This window comes from Duganella sp. BJB476, assembly GCF_003416895.1.
Lineage (GTDB): Bacteria > Pseudomonadota > Gammaproteobacteria > Burkholderiales > Burkholderiaceae_D > Rugamonas.
The window spans coordinates 154,743-171,146 of the sequence record NZ_QVIO01000005.1 but is presented as its reverse complement, the minus strand read 5'-3'; the positions used below and the strand labels follow the sequence as shown (position 1 = coordinate 171,146).

Annotated in this window: 9 protein-coding genes and 3 pseudogenes; 5 read left to right on the top strand and 7 right to left on the bottom strand. The window is 60.3% G+C overall.

What is annotated here, in order from left to right:
• Positions 1–20 precede the first annotated feature (20 nt).
• Positions 21–2,294: a hypothetical protein gene (locus tag D0T21_RS20545; protein ID WP_116994482.1), complete on the top strand. Its 2,274-nt coding sequence runs from the start codon at positions 21–23 to the stop codon at positions 2,292–2,294.
• 260 nt (positions 2,295–2,554) lie between these two features.
• Here the strand turns inward: D0T21_RS20545 and D0T21_RS32515 are convergent.
• Positions 2,555–2,687 (bottom strand): annotated as a pseudogene (locus D0T21_RS32515) (helix-turn-helix domain-containing protein); the annotation flags it as partial.
• Positions 2,688–2,811: 124 nt separating this feature from the next.
• Here D0T21_RS32515 and D0T21_RS32510 point away from each other — a divergent pair.
• Positions 2,812–2,928 (top strand): annotated as a pseudogene (locus tag D0T21_RS32510) (IS30 family transposase); the annotation flags it as partial.
• Between the two features lie 165 nt (positions 2,929–3,093).
• Here D0T21_RS32510 and D0T21_RS31780 read toward each other — a convergent pair.
• The 5 genes and pseudogenes from D0T21_RS31780 to D0T21_RS20510 all read right to left on the bottom strand — a co-directional run.
• Complete coding sequence (locus D0T21_RS31780) at positions 3,094–4,035, bottom strand: hypothetical protein (protein ID WP_147328143.1); 942 nt, start codon at positions 4,033–4,035, stop codon at positions 3,094–3,096.
• A gap of 141 nt (positions 4,036–4,176) precedes the next feature.
• Positions 4,177–4,788, bottom strand: a complete 612-nt coding sequence (locus D0T21_RS20525; protein WP_158568031.1) for an RES family NAD+ phosphorylase — start codon at positions 4,786–4,788, stop codon at positions 4,177–4,179.
• Position 4,789: 1 nt separating this feature from the next.
• Positions 4,790–5,554: a helix-turn-helix domain-containing protein gene (locus tag D0T21_RS20520; RefSeq protein ID WP_116994478.1), complete on the bottom strand. Its 765-nt coding sequence runs from the start codon at positions 5,552–5,554 to the stop codon at positions 4,790–4,792.
• Positions 5,555–5,801: 247 nt separating this feature from the next.
• Entirely contained in the window at positions 5,802–6,785 is a 984-nt protein-coding gene (locus D0T21_RS20515; RefSeq protein WP_116994477.1) for a hypothetical protein, read from the bottom strand.
• Between the two features lie 390 nt (positions 6,786–7,175).
• Positions 7,176–8,357 (bottom strand): annotated as a pseudogene (locus D0T21_RS20510) (OB-fold nucleic acid binding domain-containing protein); the annotation flags it as partial.
• On the opposite strand from D0T21_RS20510, the gene D0T21_RS20505 reads away from it, so the two are divergent.
• From D0T21_RS20505 to D0T21_RS20495, 3 genes are all read left to right on the top strand, one after another.
• Entirely contained in the window at positions 8,351–8,713 is a 363-nt protein-coding gene (locus D0T21_RS20505) for a hypothetical protein (protein ID WP_147328142.1), read from the top strand. The pseudogene D0T21_RS20510 and the gene D0T21_RS20505 sit on opposite strands and share 7 nt — an antisense overlap.
• A gap of 213 nt (positions 8,714–8,926) precedes the next feature.
• Positions 8,927–9,265 (top strand): hypothetical protein, encoded by a 339-nt coding sequence (locus D0T21_RS20500; protein ID WP_116994474.1) that lies wholly within the window; start codon positions 8,927–8,929, stop codon positions 9,263–9,265.
• Positions 9,266–9,566: 301 nt separating this feature from the next.
• A complete protein-coding gene (locus D0T21_RS20495; RefSeq protein WP_116994473.1) occupies positions 9,567–13,550 on the top strand; it encodes a hypothetical protein in 3,984 nt (1,327 codons plus the stop codon).
• Between the two features lie 426 nt (positions 13,551–13,976).
• On the opposite strand, the gene D0T21_RS20490 is transcribed toward D0T21_RS20495, so the two are convergent.
• Entirely contained in the window at positions 13,977–16,403 is a 2,427-nt protein-coding gene (locus D0T21_RS20490) for a penicillin acylase family protein (RefSeq protein ID WP_116991201.1), read from the bottom strand.
• Between the last annotated feature and the right edge of the window lies 1 nt (position 16,404).

Genomic DNA, 16,404 nt, shown 5'->3' with positions numbered 1-16,404 from the left:
CTATTAAACGGGATTTTTACATGTACGACTTGCACCGTCTCGGATGGAACAGCTTCCAGCAGCTTTGCCTCACCATCGCTAGGGAGATACTTGGTCAGACGGTTCAGTCTTTTCTGGATTCTAACGACGCGGGAAGGGATGGTGCGTTCGCCGGAAACTGGGCGCCGGCGCCGGGACAGCATCTCAGCGGGAATTTCGTAATTCAGTGCAAGTTTTCGGGCAAGCCCGGTTACCTCCTGAGCATGTCAGACATGGCCGACGAAATCCCCAAGGTGCGCAGGCTCGCAGCCGAAGGGCTTTGCGACGTCTACGTGCTGATGACGAATGCAGGCGTGTCGGGCAAGCAGGACGGGCATATTAAATCGGTGCTAATGACTGCGGGAGCCAAGCAGGTCCTGATATACGGGCCCACTTGGATAGAGGACCAGATCAAAGCAAACACGAGGCTTCGGATGCTCGTGCCCCGTCTGTACGGACTTGGAGACCTGAGCCAGATCCTCGACGAACGCGCCTACGCGCAGGCACGCGCTGTTCTAGAGTCGCTGCGAGAAGACTTGGCCAAGGTCGTCATCACGGACTCCTACCGGAAGGCTGTCCATGCCTTGGACGAGCACGGTTTCGTGTTGCTGATTGGTGAACCTGCGGCAGGAAAGACGACCATCGCCTCGATGTTGGCAATGGCTGCCGCCGACAAGTGGAAGTCATCGGTGCTCAAGCTGGCCGATCCGGCAAAGGTCGTCGAGCACTGGAACGTGGATGAACCGTCGCAGTTTTTTTGGATCGACGACGCATTCGGCGTGACGCAGTACGAGTCAGATCTAGCGCACGGGTGGAACCACTCGCTAGCCCAAGTAAGGGCGATGCTCCGCAAAGATGCCAAGATCGTCATGACCTCGCGGGACTACATCTACAACCGCGCTCGCCACGACCTCAAGGAAAGCGCCTTTCCTCTCCTCAGCGAAAGCCAGGTCGTGATCGACGTCCACGACCTGTCCGCCTTCGAAAGGGAGCAGATCCTGTACAACCACCTGAAGCTGGGCAAGCAGCCTTCTTCATTTCGTGCGAAGATCAAGGACCATCTGGAATACGTGGCGGCACATGCGCGCTTCATCCCGGAGACGGCACGACGCGTTGCGGATCCGCTATTTACCAAGGAGCTTTATCTCAGCGAGTACCACCTAGGCCAGTTCGTGGAAAAGCGCGAGCAGCTCCTGCTCGAAGTGATCCAGAGCTTGGACGCGAGCAGCAAGGCCGCGCTCGGCTTAGTCTACATGAGGAAAGACAACCTCGAAAGCCCCGTTAGCCTAGAAGGCTCGGAGCGGCAGGCGCTGGAAATGCTCGGCAGCACGTTGGGGGATTGTATTGCGGCGCTCAACGCGCTCAATGGCAGCCTGGTGACTCAACTGCAGGTTGACGACGAACACGTTTGGCGTTTCAAGCACCCAACCATAGGCGACGCCTACGCGGCGACACTAGCGTTCAGCCCGGATCTGCTCGGGATTTTCCTGAGTGGCAGCTCCCCGGAAAATCTTATTTCACAAGTCACCTGCGGAAACGTCGGCCTGGAGAAAGCGGTCGTCGTCCCGAGATCGCTTTTTCCAACGATGTGCGCGCGTCTCCTCGAATTCACCGCCAGCGACCAGTACAAAGTGCAGTGGATGTCCTCGTGGGGAGCAAGACGGGCGCTGTATCAATTTCTTGCAAACCGCTGTTCTAAGGAATTCCTCGCGCTCTACCTTGAGCAGGATCCGGACATCGCGAATCGGGTATCGCAGCCAAGCCTTTGCCTTAGCGTAGTTGCCGAGGTAGAGTTGGCCGTTAGACTGCACGGTTTCGACCTCCTGCCCGAGGTGAATCGCAAAGAGTTCGTCGAGACGGTAAGTAACTACGCGATTGAGGGGGAAGACATGCACGCACTGGCCGATGCCGGCATACGCAGCGTTTTCACTGACAGCGAATTCGATCGGCTCGTGGAGACAGTGCGTACTGACCTCCTGCCGAAGCTCGCAGACGTGCGGCTTAAGGTGCAGCGCAGTCATGATCCCGACGTTTCTCCTGACGAGCACATGCAGGACATGCTCGAATCGCTCAGCACTCTCCGGAAGCAATTCGAGGAAGACGAAAACGTGGCCAAGGTCATTGAAAGGGAGGTCGACCTCGCCAACGAGTGGATCGCCGAGACCGAGCCTCCGGAGCTGAAAGTTAGTGCCCGGACTTTGGGAACTGTGGAACCCGCTGAGAAAAAGCACGGCACGAGAAGTATCTTTGACGACATCGCCGACGACGCTACCTAACCTTGGAAATTCTTTCGCTTTGTCACGAAAGCAGGACGCGCCTTAGCTCCTGAAGCTGATTTCCCGATATCACTAGGCTCTTAAGGCCCGTTCGTGGCTCCAGCAATTGTTTGGAGGGCTGCGTGCGCGGCCCTTATAGCTGCCTCGGCCTTGGTTGGACTCTCCCCGTTTCTCATTATTTCCGATAGCCTCTGTTTTGAGCAGGGCAGCGAGCTGGAAGGCGTATTTGTCGATGGCGCTGGCTGCACGCCTCTCAGGGTAGGCGGGCTCCACCATCTCCGAGCGGAGATAACGTCGGACGGTGTTTCTGGAGATGCCCAAGCGCCTGGCGATCTCTCTCAATGGGACCTGGTCACGAATGTGCCAGCGTCGAATAATTCGTAGTAGCTCCACGTCGATCACTCCATTTCCCCGCTCAATGTCATGAGCAGGATTGTGTCTTATGCGTGGGCCAGATTCGCCTGCAAATTATGGGGTGAAGTGGGTCAGTTTTCGATGCAAATCAACACAGCTTATTATGGTCACCAGCAAGCTCCAGTTGCAATGGTCGCCGGAACAGGTTGCTGGATGGCTCAGGCAACTGTTCCCGAGCTACGAGGAGTACCACGTGTCGCATGAGACGATCTATCGCAGCCAGGTGGCGGCTGTGATGCGATTACTCACCTGCAGCCTGGTACAGGTGAAAATATGCTCGTGATCGTGGGTGTCGACGACCTCCGAGCATGGTTGGAAATTATGGACCGTGGCGTAGGCTAGGCCTATGGCAACAACTGGCCGGTCCAGTATCGCTGGGCTCAAGTTAATCAGAGGCCCGCTCGACCAGCCATTCTCGCAAATCGTTACTGCGCGGGCCAGAGCCTTCGACGATCGTCGTAATGGAGTCCCGCTTTTCTTGCGCTATGAGCTGCCAGAACGCCTCTAATACCTTTCTATCGGTCGCGCTCGCAATGTGGCCACCATCGATAGCACTCTCTGACACCGGGGGCGAAACGAAGCTGACACCCAGCGATTGGGCCACTTTGTAGTAACCACAGGCGTCTGTACGTCGGCTTCTCACCACCGAATCGGTCGCGGCGTTTTCACTACGATCGGCGTTCGAACGCGCCAGTCGCATAGCTGATTGTTGAGCGATGGTCCGCTCATGGTGCCCAACCGGGACATGGAAGCCAGCCAGGATGTTGCTGATGTGCTGAGCTTTTTCTTCGTCATCTATCCCCATCGGACGGCCGCAGTAGCGCAGAACGGTCTTTTCGGTGACCCATTTCTGACCATCCCACAACAGCTCCCCGGTACTGTCGTCGTCAAAAAGAACCCAGTAGTTGCCCGATTCGATCGGTGGACGGTCGAACGTTATGCTTCTTTCAATATCAAACATTGTTGTCCTCAGGTCAAAGGCCCGTCCTAGCAGGCAGGTGCGACGCATCGTCGGGAACGCGTCCAGCGTTGTCGTGCGCTCAAAGACTATACGCGTTGGCGGTTTTCGTGTCGATGACGTTTTTTTACGCGTAACTTTTCTTCGGGGTGCCGTTTGTTCATCGACCGGAGCTTCCGGCAAGTCATCGAGTCCATGCTCCGCGAGCACGGCTTCGCCGCCGACGCCAGCCATTTCAGCTTCGCTCTGCTGCGCTAACACGAGCAGCGCCCAGGCGCGAGAAACCGACCTGGCTGTCATCCAGGCCTGTGCCGGCGCAGCGGCATCTGGTTCAGCATCGACGCCGGCAAGTGGAGAGAGATCACCCATTTTCGGCGGCGACTTTACCCACTACAAACGCCAGCCTGCCCTGAGGCTAGTTGCATTCCCAGGACTGGCGTAGCGATTCCGCGACCCGCATAGCACACCGCAATGGCCTCTCAATATTGGGAATCCTGGATGGGGTCCAGGTCAGATGCCCACGATGCCGAACTTCCTCGCAACGGTGACATACCCTGGAGTTCGGATCAAGACAGAGTGCGACGCGCTGTGCAGCTTGGACTGTGCGCGGTCGAACAGCACCACAGCCTTGCTCAAGGTCGCATGCCGCGACGCATAAATGAAGCCATCGTACATGGCGGGGTTATTGAACACCGCCAGCGACCATTGCTGGGGCAGGTGATAGTCGCCGGTGCCGGTCAGCTCAGCGTGTCCGTTCAACCGCTTCAGGATGGCGCCAGTCAGGTTCAGCAAACGAAGCTTCTCGCCGTCAAAACGATGCACATAGCTCCCGGCAAGCACCGTATTGGCGACCATGAACTTTCCCGCCACGGCAAGCCGGTCGTGCAGCACTGATTCTGCCAACGCGACTTCCAATGTAGCACCGAGATAGCAGGCGCCGAATTGCGACGCACCGGCTACCCACCCAGGTGCGTCGAAGCGGTTGCCGCCCGACCGCCCGAAAAACGGCTCGCCCGTCGTGTAACTACTGATGCGAAACAATGTTTCCGGCGCCACCAGGGTGGCGCGAAACGGTTCGGAAGAGAGGACGGCCGGCGGTGGCCCCAGCGACGACGCGGCCAATTCAGCGGCCCCTGAATGCGCCAGCGGCAGCGAGGACCTTCGGCAAATCTCCGTCCGCCAGCGCGGCCACCGGCGAACGTTCGTTCAGGGATAACTTGGGTGAAATGAAGAAATCCCATTTGCTCGGGCCAGGCAGATCGCCCAAGGCTTGCGAGACCTGCTCCAACTTGCGGCGCTCCGCCTTGCCGGTCGCGAAGAATGCCGGATAGAGTTGGGAGCCGGACAGCCCGTCCACATAGAACATGCGCTGTTCCTTCACTGCCTTGCTCAAGGCCTGGCGGGAAATGCCGAGCCGCTCGCACAGATCTGCGGACGTCAGCAATCGCCCCTCGGCAAGGTGCACTTGCCGGGAATTCACGCTCTCCAGGTTCACCTTCGCAGTGAACGCTTCGTTGTCTGCCTGAGGACGCCGTCCACGACCGCGCCGCGCGCCCGTCCCGCCAGGTGTTTGGACGAAGTGCCCTGCGCCTCTGTTCAACAGGGCATCGATCGCAGCCGGATCGATGGTCGGAACGCCATGTTCAAGGAACTCCACGGGAGCGTCGGCCGGCCCCGATCCCCCACGTTTGTCCGCCTTGGGGAAGCGGAACTTGAGGACGTAGTAACCCTCACCCAGATTCAATGCGCGCTCGATGGCGGAACCCGGAATCACCGCACCGACGCCGGCAGCCCCCGGCGGTACGCCTCTGACAGGCCGCTGCCGGTCCTGCACAGGCGGCACCTGAACGGCCGAGGCGCTGACTTTCTTTCTGGCAAGTGTGGTCATGATGGGCTCCTGTAGCTAACGGCCAGTTTACACCATCCATCAACCGTGTCAACTACGTCAATCTGGTCAACTATCCAAGTAGAACAGGCATGCACGCCTATCCCTGCTGTTTCGGCGCACCTTGCGGTGGCCCACCCGTCGCCGCCAGCGACAGGCAGTGCTGCCGGGACTGCGCTGACACTGCGGTCTATGCACCACTTGTTTGTTTAACCGTGTAGAGGCCTCCAACCAGAAGCTGTTCGTATTCCTATTGCAATTTCTTGTACCGGCAAACGACTTCCCAGGCATTCGGCATCACGATCGGAAGCAGCACCAACGAGAACTCAGGCGGCGAGATTGGAGACCGCAACGCGTCCAAGCGCGGCGCCGAGGGCACTGCCGGGAAACTAATCGCTGGCTGCGGCAAGGACAACGCCGGCGGCGACTCGGACGACAGCGACGCATCCAACCTCGGCGCCGAGGAACCAGTCAGTGGCGGCGGCAACCGTAACGTCGGCGGCACCCTGGCCGCCGACCATGCATCCAGCCGCGGCGCCGAGGGGATTGCCGGGGACCTATCCTGCGCGGGCAGCGCGGGACCCGTGATCGATGCGGATGATGGCTTCAGTCTCGACACTGGCGGCACACGTCGCGCGGGCGCGGGCTGAGCCGCAATGAGCCCTGCCAGCGAACTTACCTCTAACTTCGCACCGCAGGTGAGAAACTCCTGCAACTGCTGTTCGGCATTTTCGATAAAGAGCCTGTTGTTATCCGGCACGCCCTGGTCGTTGAGCGTTTTAAACATCGAGAACTTGGAGGCCCATCCATGCAGTACGGCGATATCATCCCCGCTTTTGATGACCGTGATGTAATGGCTGGCTAGGACGCCTAGTCCCTTGGCTTTGAGCTGCAGCAGCTCTGACCGGCAGTCGGTTGAAAACTTGATGGAGTGGTCTCGATCGACAGTCCGTGCTTTTTCCGATTCCGTCGCCGTGGCCGAGCGGGAGCCCTTCAACTCGGGTCCGTTGTCATTTCTGGGGACAACGATCTCAAGTGCTCCCTTGAAGAACTCGTTACGTCCGTACACCTTCACCAGGAAGTCGGCAGTGCCGCTGCAGCTCGTCAGTTCCATGAGATCTACATTGCCACCGACACTGCTAAGGAGGATCGGATCGTATTCGTTGGCGTTCGCGATGATCTCGTCCAGCTTCATCGGGTCGAACGTCGTCTTCAAATGCTGGACTTCTGACATGGCTTACTCTCCTTGGCGCGACCTGATTGACTGCACTGCTGATGGCGTCGAGCGCCTGCCAGCGCGCGTCGGCGTTGTGAACAAAAACAGGAACGCGATGCTCGGTAGCCCATCCCGGTTCGCGCAAGGTTCAGTTAGCCGACAAGCAACCGGCTTGTTTGCTCAGGCCAGCCGACGCGTCGGCGACAGACGCTGTGAGGGCATTGCCATTATTCAAATACTAGCATTTTACCAACATCGCCACAACAGCGAACCCGGACCGGAGCCGGTTGGGCCCGGCGCGTAGGGGGGATGTCGCCTTGGTCGGGCAAGCACTGTCGCGAAAGGATCGCTGGCGTGGCACGCGACAGCGCGACTGCTGCCATCTGGTCCACTGCATGAACTGCCTGGTCAATGAAAGTCGCGGGACCTGGTGCTCAGGTCTCCCAGCAAATGCGAACACTCCACCAGCCGCTTGGCGATCAGGTTGCGCCCCCCTGAGCGCGACTGCCATACACCGTACACGCCCAGCAGCCTGGACTTCACCAGCTCCGTGCGCTGTTTCTCGCCCAGGTCGGGGAACACAATCACGTTGATGGTGCCGCCTTCGTCCTCCAGTGTCAGGAACGTCACGCCGTTGGCGGTGCCCGGCCGCTGGCGCACCGTCACCAGGCCGCAGCCGCGCGCCAACTGGCCGTCTTCGAAACTTTGCAGCACATCAGAAGGCGTGAAGCGGCGGCGGTATAGCTCATCGCGCAGCAAGGCCAGCGGATGGCGTCCCAGCGTCAGCCCCAGGCGCCGGTAGTCGGCGACGATCTCCTGCCCTTCGGTCGCCGCAGCGATCGCCACCGGCGCTTCTTCGATGGCGGCGTGCCGCAGCAGGCCACGGTCGGGCACGCCGGACGCGGCCTGCCACAGCGCCTGCCGGCGGTTGCCTTCCAGTGACGCCAGCGCGTTGGCGGCGGCCAGGTCGGTCATGTGGTGCGCCGTCAGCGCGGCCCGCATTGCCAGGTCCTGGGTGCTGGCGAACGGCCGCGCGGAGCGCGCTTCCTCCACGCGCCAGCCGGCCTCGCGCTCGAGGCCGCGGATCAAGTTCAGCCCCAGGCGCACCGCAGGCCAGGCATCGGCGCGCGGCTCCAGCGATGCCTCCCAGCCGCTGACGCAGGCATCAACCGGCAGCACTTCGACGCCGTGGCGGCGCGCGTCCTGCACCAGCGCCGACGGCGAGTAGAATCCCATCGGCTGGCAGTTCAGCAGCGACGCCAGGAACTCGGCCGGGTGGTGACATTTTAGCCAGCAGCTGGCATAGGCGATCAGCGCGAAGCTGTGCGCGTGCGACTCCGGAAAACCGTACTCGGCGAAGCCCCGGATCTGCGCCACGATCGACTGCGCGAACTGCTCGGTGTAGCCGCGCGACGCCATCCCCTCCAGAAGCTTCTGATCGAACTCTTCCAGCCCGCCCTTGCGCTTCCAGGCCGACATGGCGCGCCGCAAGTGGTCTGCTTCGCCCGCCGTGAAACCGGCGGCGACCATCGCGATCGACATGACCTGCTCCTGGAAGATCGGTACCGCTGTTCCTGGGCCGGGTGTGGTGGCACTACACGGTCACGCTGGGTGCGGCCCAGGACGCGCAACTCTATCTGGCACAGACACCCTATTCAATCATGGCCGACATCATGCTGGCGCCTGCGGCCGCTGCGGCAGCGAACGACATCATGACGGCCGAGCTGGTGGAGCTGAAGCCGGGAGACTATCCGGTGTACCACGGCGTCTACTGCGACAGCGGCGCCTGCGTGGGCTACACGGTACCCGATACGCTGCAAGCCTGGACGCAGCAGGCGGTGCAGGATCCCCTGTATGCGGCGGAGACCAACAACTACTTCGACGCGGCGAACAATTTGGGCATCTACATCGCCACCTACGTCTCCCAGCCCTATGTCGGCCGCTAGCCTCGCGCAGGTCAAGCCGCCTGGCCGCCAGCGCGGCGCGGTGGTCGCGGAATTCGCTTTGGTGCTGGTGCTGATGCTGCTGCTGATGCTGATGCTGATGTTCGGGGTGATCGAGCTCGCCCGGCTTATGTACATGTTCAACTCCATTCAAATGGCGGCGCGCCGGGCCGCCCACGCCGCCGTCAACGCCGACTTCAGCGACCAGGCGGCGATATGGCGACGGTGCGCCAGACGGCGATCTTCAGGCAAGGCCCGGGAGGCTTGCCGCTCGGCGCCCCCATCACCGATGCCTACGTCCGCATCGACTACATGGCGCAGCTGCGGGGCAGCGATGGTACGCTCACGAGCGTGCCGATCGCGCCGGCCAACCTGCCGGCCTGCCCGGCCAGCAACAGACTGGTGTGCATGAATGACCCCTACGACGCCAGCTGCATCAGCCTGGTGCGGGTGCGCATCTGCGATCCAGCAAGTGCCGGTAGCTGCCCCCCGTCCGCTACCAAGCGCTGTTCTCGTTCGTCCCCTTGGCTATCAACCTGCCGACAGCTCCAGTGATCATACCAGCCCAGACCTTGGGCTTCGTGCCGGGAACGCCGCCATGTCGCTGAGGAAAGAACCGGTGCATGCAGGTGTGCACCAGGCGGCTAGCAATCGGAGCCCGCGGACCGCCGGGGAGTTGCGAAGCGCGTCTGCCGGACGCGTCTGGGCCGCAATTTGCAACGTTACCTTGTGCAGCCAAGCGCTTCGGCACCAACACGATGATTGCACCATTGATCTCGCACGGCTCACGCATTTTCAACGGCGAGACCTTAGGTAGTGCGATAATGCCAAGAGTCAACACCAACCCGAGCCGGCCTTGTCCCAATTCTACGCGCACAGAATCCAAAAGCCATCCGACGACGCCGAGTTTGAAGGAATGTGCGCACGCGTGTACGGTGAAGTCCACAGCGACTCCAGCCCTAAACGCAACGGGCGCCGCGGACAAAAGCAATCGGGAGTCGACGTGTTCGTGCGCGCAAGTGAAGGGCGGATTGGCATCCAGTGCAAGCGATACAAGGATGGCGGCCTGACGTTTCGGCACGTCGAAAAGGAGGTCGCTGCTGCCGACTCCGGCGAGGTCTCAATCAAGCGCTTAATTATCGCCACAACTGCGGCGAGCGATTCGAATCTGGTGGGCAAGGTGCTGCTGCTGTCCGACGAGCGCGAGGCAGCCGGCCATTTTCCCGTCGAGATTGATTTTTGGGAGGAGATAGAGGCCCATATAACGGGAAGCGTCAAATTACTTTCCTTGTATGACCCAATTTCCCCTGGCGGCTCATTCCATCGTTTCGGCGAAACGCAAGAGTCGATGAACCAGGCTATGGTGGCACGCTTTGATCAACTGTCCAGGCAAGTCTCCCTTGCGCAGTCGGCATCCAATGACACTTCGGTCCCCGCGTCCCGCCAAAGCTCACTGAACCAGGTCGTGACAAGCAATATCGACGGTATCAACGACCTTCTCAAAGCTGGCCGGTATCGCGATGCGAACGAGCGACTCGACGAGATTTGGCGGTCATTCGATGCTTTTGATGAACATCAAAAGGCAAGGTGGTACGTGCAACGCAGCGTCTGTCGTGTGCATCTGTTTGATGGAAAGGGGGCCGCCGACGATCTTTTGGAAGCAGCGCGCCTGTACCCCCATGACGAAAAAATCGCCGCCGCAGGTGTCCGAGGACTCCATCTCCTTGGCAGAGTTGCCGAAGCTGTCGTCGCAGGAAAGGCGGCGTCAAAAGCCTTTCCCGGTTCCGGCAACATCTGGGCGGCGACGGCATACGCGAGACTGGACGCCGGCGAGATGCTCACCATCGACGACGTGCCGCCGGAACTCATTGGCGACGTTGATGTGCTAACTGCCATGTGTTCTGCTGCACAAAAGGCCGGCGACATGAAACAGAGTTGGGCATACGGCCGGCAGATACTCCGTCATCCGGATGCACGCCAGCCGAGCAAATCGGCAGCGTTCGCGACGGCGCTCTCGTGGGCCGCTGGCGATCCGGTCAAGCGGACTTACGGTCTTATCGACGCCGATGCTATGGCGGCGCTCGCGGAAGCCGTGGAGATATTCCATCCTCGCACTACGGCCCTCTGGACAAATCAGAGTTTAGTGACGCTTCCTGCAGACGTTTCCAACCTTTGCTATGCCTACTACCTGTTGGACCGATACGATGATCTTCTGTCGCTTTGCACAGAGGCGAGTTCGATGGATCCATATCCTGAACACTTGCTTGGTTTAAAACTGGCGTCCCTCCTCGCGCTGGGGCGTCCTGACGAAATGATGGAATCCGTCAAGGGCAAAGTAAGTGAACTGCAGGGGGCCTCAATCATGATGGTCGCGGAAGGCGCCGCATCGCGCGGCGATGTCGAGCTGGTAGACGAGCTGGCGCTGCATGCAGCTAAGATCGAGGCAACCGACGTAGTCCCCAAAGTGGTCTCAGCGCTACGCACAATTGCACTTCTTCATCGCGGCTCCGATACGGAAGCGGTTCGTGAAGCCTTGGCGATCGGGTACGTTCGTGGGGACCACCCCGGCGCAGCGCTGGTAGCTGTCCGGACGCTACTCGCGGCGAACCAAGTCGACGCTGGTGCGCAGCGACTCGATGCTGTTGCAGCAGCGATCACCGAAGAGGCTGGCCCCCAAATGCGCCTGATGCTCGCTGATTGCCTCTTTTTTGCCAAGCGCTTTTCCGAAGCAGCCATCATTTATGCACCGTACTGCTCGACAGGGAAGTTTTCTGAATTACATGGGCGACTGTTTCGCGCGTATGTCGAGTCCGGTTTAAGGGCGAAGGCGCGTGATCTGTTAGCTAGCTTCCCGCCCGAATGGGTCAACGACGACAGTACACGCGAGGCAGCCATTTTCCTTGCGCAGAAAGCCACCGATTGGCATCTTCTCAGCGAGATGGCGAAGGAACAGATTCAGCGGAGCCCTATGTACGCCGGATCATGGTTATTGGCGCTGCACTGCGAGCATTTCGGAGGTTCTAAGGAAAAATTCATCGCCCTGCTTGGCGAAGTTCCGGAACCGCTGCAGGGCTCGTTTCGACAAGTGGCTCAGGTCGCATCGCTGCAATTTCAGTTTGGAACACCAACGAACGGCATGCGCAGTCTGTACTGCATGATGCGATCAAACATGCAATCCACGGAGGCCGCCAGTGCCTACATGATGAGCTTTATGATGCAGAGGGAACTATCTGAACTGACGGCTCCGATCGGTGTTGCGGCTCCGGGTACAAGCTGCATAATGAGGAGCGAAAACGGTGCCGAAATGACCGTCAATATCGACCCCGATTGCATGGAGGCCCTGCCCCAGCAACTGACTTATTTCCAGGCGACGAGCGATGTCGCGATCGCTGTCATCGGTAAGAGCGTCGGCGACACGGTTGACATCAAAGGACCGTTCGGATCGCCTCGTGCCTTTTTGATTGAACGGATCATTCCAGTTTACTTGCACCTCCTGCACACCATTCAGGAGATGGCCAACCAGACGCCCGAGGGCATCCCTCGGGTGCAATCGGTCCAGGTAATCAACGAGGATGGGAGCGTGGATGTTTCGGCGTTCCGTAAGCTAGCTCAACCCGGTAGTAGAAATGCCCAGTTTGTATTCGACGCCTATGCCAACGGTCCGATGACCTTAGGCATTATGGCGCACGCGCTTCAGACAACCACGGTTGAACTGATCAGGGATTGGCCGCTTGACGCAAGCCCATTGCGCATTTCTTTGGGCACCAACGAGGAGCGTACACGCGCCGGCTTACTTCAAAATGCCGACGTGAAAGCCATTGTAGTCGACCTTGCGACCCTTGGCGACCTTGTGTCGCTTGGCTGTGAGGCATCACTTGCGAGTGTGCCCGTAGTGTATATCAGTGCGACGGCAGTTCAAATGCTGAACGGACTGCGTGAAGAGGCCGCTGATGATAGATCTCTTGGACGCGCTTGCGAGATCGAAGGGCAACTCAGGATCTTCGCTTACCCCGCAGACTACGCGTCTAAAAAAATTGGCTTCTATGATCGCATTGCCGCTGCCATCTCAAGGTATTGCGAAGTGTGCGCCGTGTACGGTACCAGCGATCTGTCAATTGAGATGGCTGACATGGACGGCAAGCTCGGTGACGACGAGTACGCCGCATTGCTCCTGGCGATAGAAAGGAAAGCCATCCTGCTGTCAGTCGATCTCCACTGTCGACAAATGGCTGATATCTGCCTTAAGGTCGAAGGGATTTGGCCTCAGGCGATCATGATCCACGCCGTGAATACTGGCCATTTGGATTGGATAACGTACCGCAACGCCACCCAGCAAATGTTTCGCAGCAACCGGACCCATGTTTATGTTGACGCTCGCGACTTATTATTCATGTGCCTGCAGGGCGGCGAATCTCTTCAAGGGGGATTGGCCAAGGTCGCTGGCATTTTCGGTTCGCGCCAAAGCGATGTTATCACTTCTAACAAAGTCGTCGAAGAACTGCTGGACGCGGTCTCCAAAGCGGGAGTAACGCTTTCAGTATTGCTCGAGCTCGTCGAATTTCTGTACGAGCCGTTTTTCCGCCATCCTGATTGCCCATTACATTTTCAAACGGATGCCTGTACTTTCCTAAGGAACTTCGCTCAAAAGTTCCGCTCGCTCCCGCGCTGGATCCCGCGTTCGCCCGTTCGGGCTGCTGAAGACCAGCGCCTTAGGGCGATCGGTGAGATCCTGACTGAGAGGGTGGAGGTTGCACGACAACGAGCACTAATGCCTCCGGTTGCAAGAAAAGTTCCGATTAAGACATTGTTCGTCACAAAACAACCAACACTCTGGGCATAGTCTATTGGGGAGTGTTCTACCCCAATATCGATTTAGAACCGAGAAGTCGACGCGATCATCGTATTTGCGCGCCCACATAGTCGAAACCCAGCGATCGCATTTCGACAGCCGGTCAAACTGTTGATTTGCATGAACTTTTGACCCAACCTTAAGGATAGATTTGCATTGCCGGCTGACTCGTGCGACTTGGCCCGTAACTCATCTATTCACAGGCTTTATGTCGGAAAAGGCGGGTCAATCATAGTGGGTCAAATCGGCGCACAAACGAACACACAGAAGTTAGCGACTATATTTGCACGCTTTAACAGTTCGAATATTCCAAGATACAGTTAATAGCGACTTTAGCCAGCGCGTCAGTTACGCCAAAACATCTCTGTAGCCCTACACCTTGTTAGCGACTATATTTGTTTGGAATACGACGCCTGTCTAGCGCACTGCTGGCGCGAGCTCGATGATTTCCGTGGTCGCCTTGTCGATCGCCGTTCGGCTGTACAGCATCGGAAAATAGCCGCCCCGCGCCCACAGCGGCGCCAGATCGCGGTAGTGCGGGCTGTCCGGGTTGCCGGACTGGCCCGGCGCATTGACGATGCGCGAACCGTCCCAGTTGCCGACATCCAGCACCATGCGCACCGAAGCGCCGGCGGTCAGTTCAAAGTCGCTGGCGCGGTAGGCGGCCGCCATCGGCGTGTAGGCCGAACCGCCCATCGGACCTGCCTCCACGTTCATGCGCTTGGCGGTGGCCGCGTCGTACAGCTGGTCCATCGGGTGATGGAAGGCCGCGTGGTGCAGGGCGCCCCATTGCCAGGTTTTCGCGTCGGGGCCGAGCAGGCGCGCCGTTTCTGTCATGGCGGCCTTGAGCGAACTGCCGAGGACCTCATCGCGTTGCGCCGGCGTGAGCCAGCCGGACGGCGCCGCCAGTGCTTCGAGCACGCGCGCCTGGTCGCCCGGCGCGGCCAGGGCAGCGCCGTCTTTGCCCAGCATGGCGGCCAGCGCGGCCGGGCGCAAATACTTCGACATCCACACTTCGTACAGCGCCGCCGCCGCACTGTCGGCGGACTCGCTGCCATCCCAGCCGCGCAGCAATGCCAGCGCCGCGTCGCGGACAGCGTCGCCGTTGGCCGGCAGATCCTTGAGCAGTGCGACCGACTGGCGCGCGGGCATCGACACCACATCGTTCTGCCACGCCTGCGCCTGCGCCACGCTCACTTTGGGTTGGGCCGCCAGCAGGGGATTGAGCCGCCGCGCGCGAGCACTGTCGTTCCACTCGTAGCCGATGCCCAGCTTCGCGGCCGGGTGGCCGGACGGGATACCGTTCTCGTTGGCCGTGACGACAAAACCGGCGGCCGGATTGAGCACCGTCGGCAACTCGTCCATCGAGCGGTAGCCGGCCCATTCGTAACGCCCGTCGCCGGGTACCGGCGTCAACCCATCCCAGTTGGGCCGGATCGGCGTCAGGCCGACCGGATGCCAACCGATATTGCCGCGCCGGTCGGCGTACACCATGTTCAGGCCAGGGGCGCCCCAGCGATTCAGTGCGCCGTTGAATTGGTCCCAGGTGTGTGCACGCATCATGGCGACCGCGCCGAAGTAAGGCGCCATGCCCACATCCAGCCAGGCGGCACGCAGCGCATAGGCGCGGCCATCCGCCGCGTGCAGCACGGGGCCGTGGCGCGTGTAGTCGATCGTGACCGTGCGTGGCGTGGCTTCACCCCTGACGCTGATCGCTTCGGTCACACGCTGCATGGGTTCCCAGCGGCCCTGATAGCGGTATTCGTGCGCGTCGGCCGGATTGGTCTCGTACACATACAGGTCTTCCTGGTCGATATAGAAGCGCGTCAGGCCAAAGCTCACGTCCTCGTTGTGTCCGAGCGAAATGCCGGGCAGGAAAGGTTCGCCCGCGCCGACCACCGATAGTCCCGGCGCGTCCAGGTGCACGATGTAGCGCAGCGACGGCGCACCGTGTGCGCGGTGCGGGTCGTTGGCCAGGATAGGGCGGCCGGTGCTGGTGCGCGAAGGCGCAACCACCCAGCTGTTCGAGCCGGTGTTGCGCATGTTCTCGCCGTCGGCCGGCTCCAGCGCATACAGTTCGGCCGCTGCCGGCGTGCCCGCCAGCTGCGCGGTGAACGCTTCTTTCGGAAAGCGCGCCACCGCCGTGGCCAGGCCGTAGGCCTTCTCGATGGCGGCCACGGGAATGTCGCACGGGTCGAGACCTTGGGCCAGTTGCGGTGTCACGGGCGGGTCGAGCTCGCGCCGCAGCCAGTCGGCGCGTTCGCCGTCGGTCTTGCCCTTGCAGCGGGCTTGTGCGCGCGTTGCCTCGCCGAGGAAGTTGAGAGTCAGGCCATGGTGACGGATGCGCACGATGTCGTCCGCCTTCCAGGTGCCCGGGCGATAATCGAGGCGTTTGAATTCTGGCGGCAGCAGCGCCGGCTCGCGCTCGGTCAGGCGCACATAGGCGTTCACGCCGGCGACAAAGGCCTCGGCCACGCGCTTGGCGTCGTCGCCATAGGCGATCCATTCGCGGTACATATCGCCGCGAAACAGCACCGCGCGCGCCATGCGGTCGCCCTCGGCGTAGGCGGGACCGAAGTCCTTGGCCATTTCACCGAGACCGCGCTTGCGCCACAGGTCGATCTGCCACAGCCGGTCGCGCGCGGCCATGAAGCCCTGTGCGTAGAACGCGTCATACAGGCGCACGGCGTAAATGTGCGGCACGCCCCAGGTGTCGATCTGTATGCGCACCGGCGCCTCGAGGCCTTCGAGCGAGTAGCGCATCGCGCGCGGTGCCTCGGCGTGGGCGCCCAGTGCTGCGCATAGGGTCAGGGTGAGTGCAATGCGGGGGCGGATGAAAGTCATT

Coding starts and splice junctions, on each gene's coding strand:
- D0T21_RS20545 (WP_116994482.1), top strand. CDS start 21: ATGTACGACTTGCACCGTCTCGGATGGAACAGCTTCCAGCAGCTTTGC.
- D0T21_RS31780 (WP_147328143.1), bottom strand. CDS start 4,035: ATGGGTGATCTCTCTCCACTTGCCGGCGTCGATGCTGAACCAGATGCC.
- D0T21_RS20520 (WP_116994478.1), bottom strand. CDS start 5,554: ATGACCACACTTGCCAGAAAGAAAGTCAGCGCCTCGGCCGTTCAGGTG.
- D0T21_RS20515 (WP_116994477.1), bottom strand. CDS start 6,785: ATGTCAGAAGTCCAGCATTTGAAGACGACGTTCGACCCGATGAAGCTG.
- D0T21_RS20500 (WP_116994474.1), top strand. CDS start 8,927: ATGGCGACGGTGCGCCAGACGGCGATCTTCAGGCAAGGCCCGGGAGGC.
- D0T21_RS20490 (WP_116991201.1), bottom strand. CDS start 16,403: ATGACTTTCATCCGCCCCCGCATTGCACTCACCCTGACCCTATGCGCA.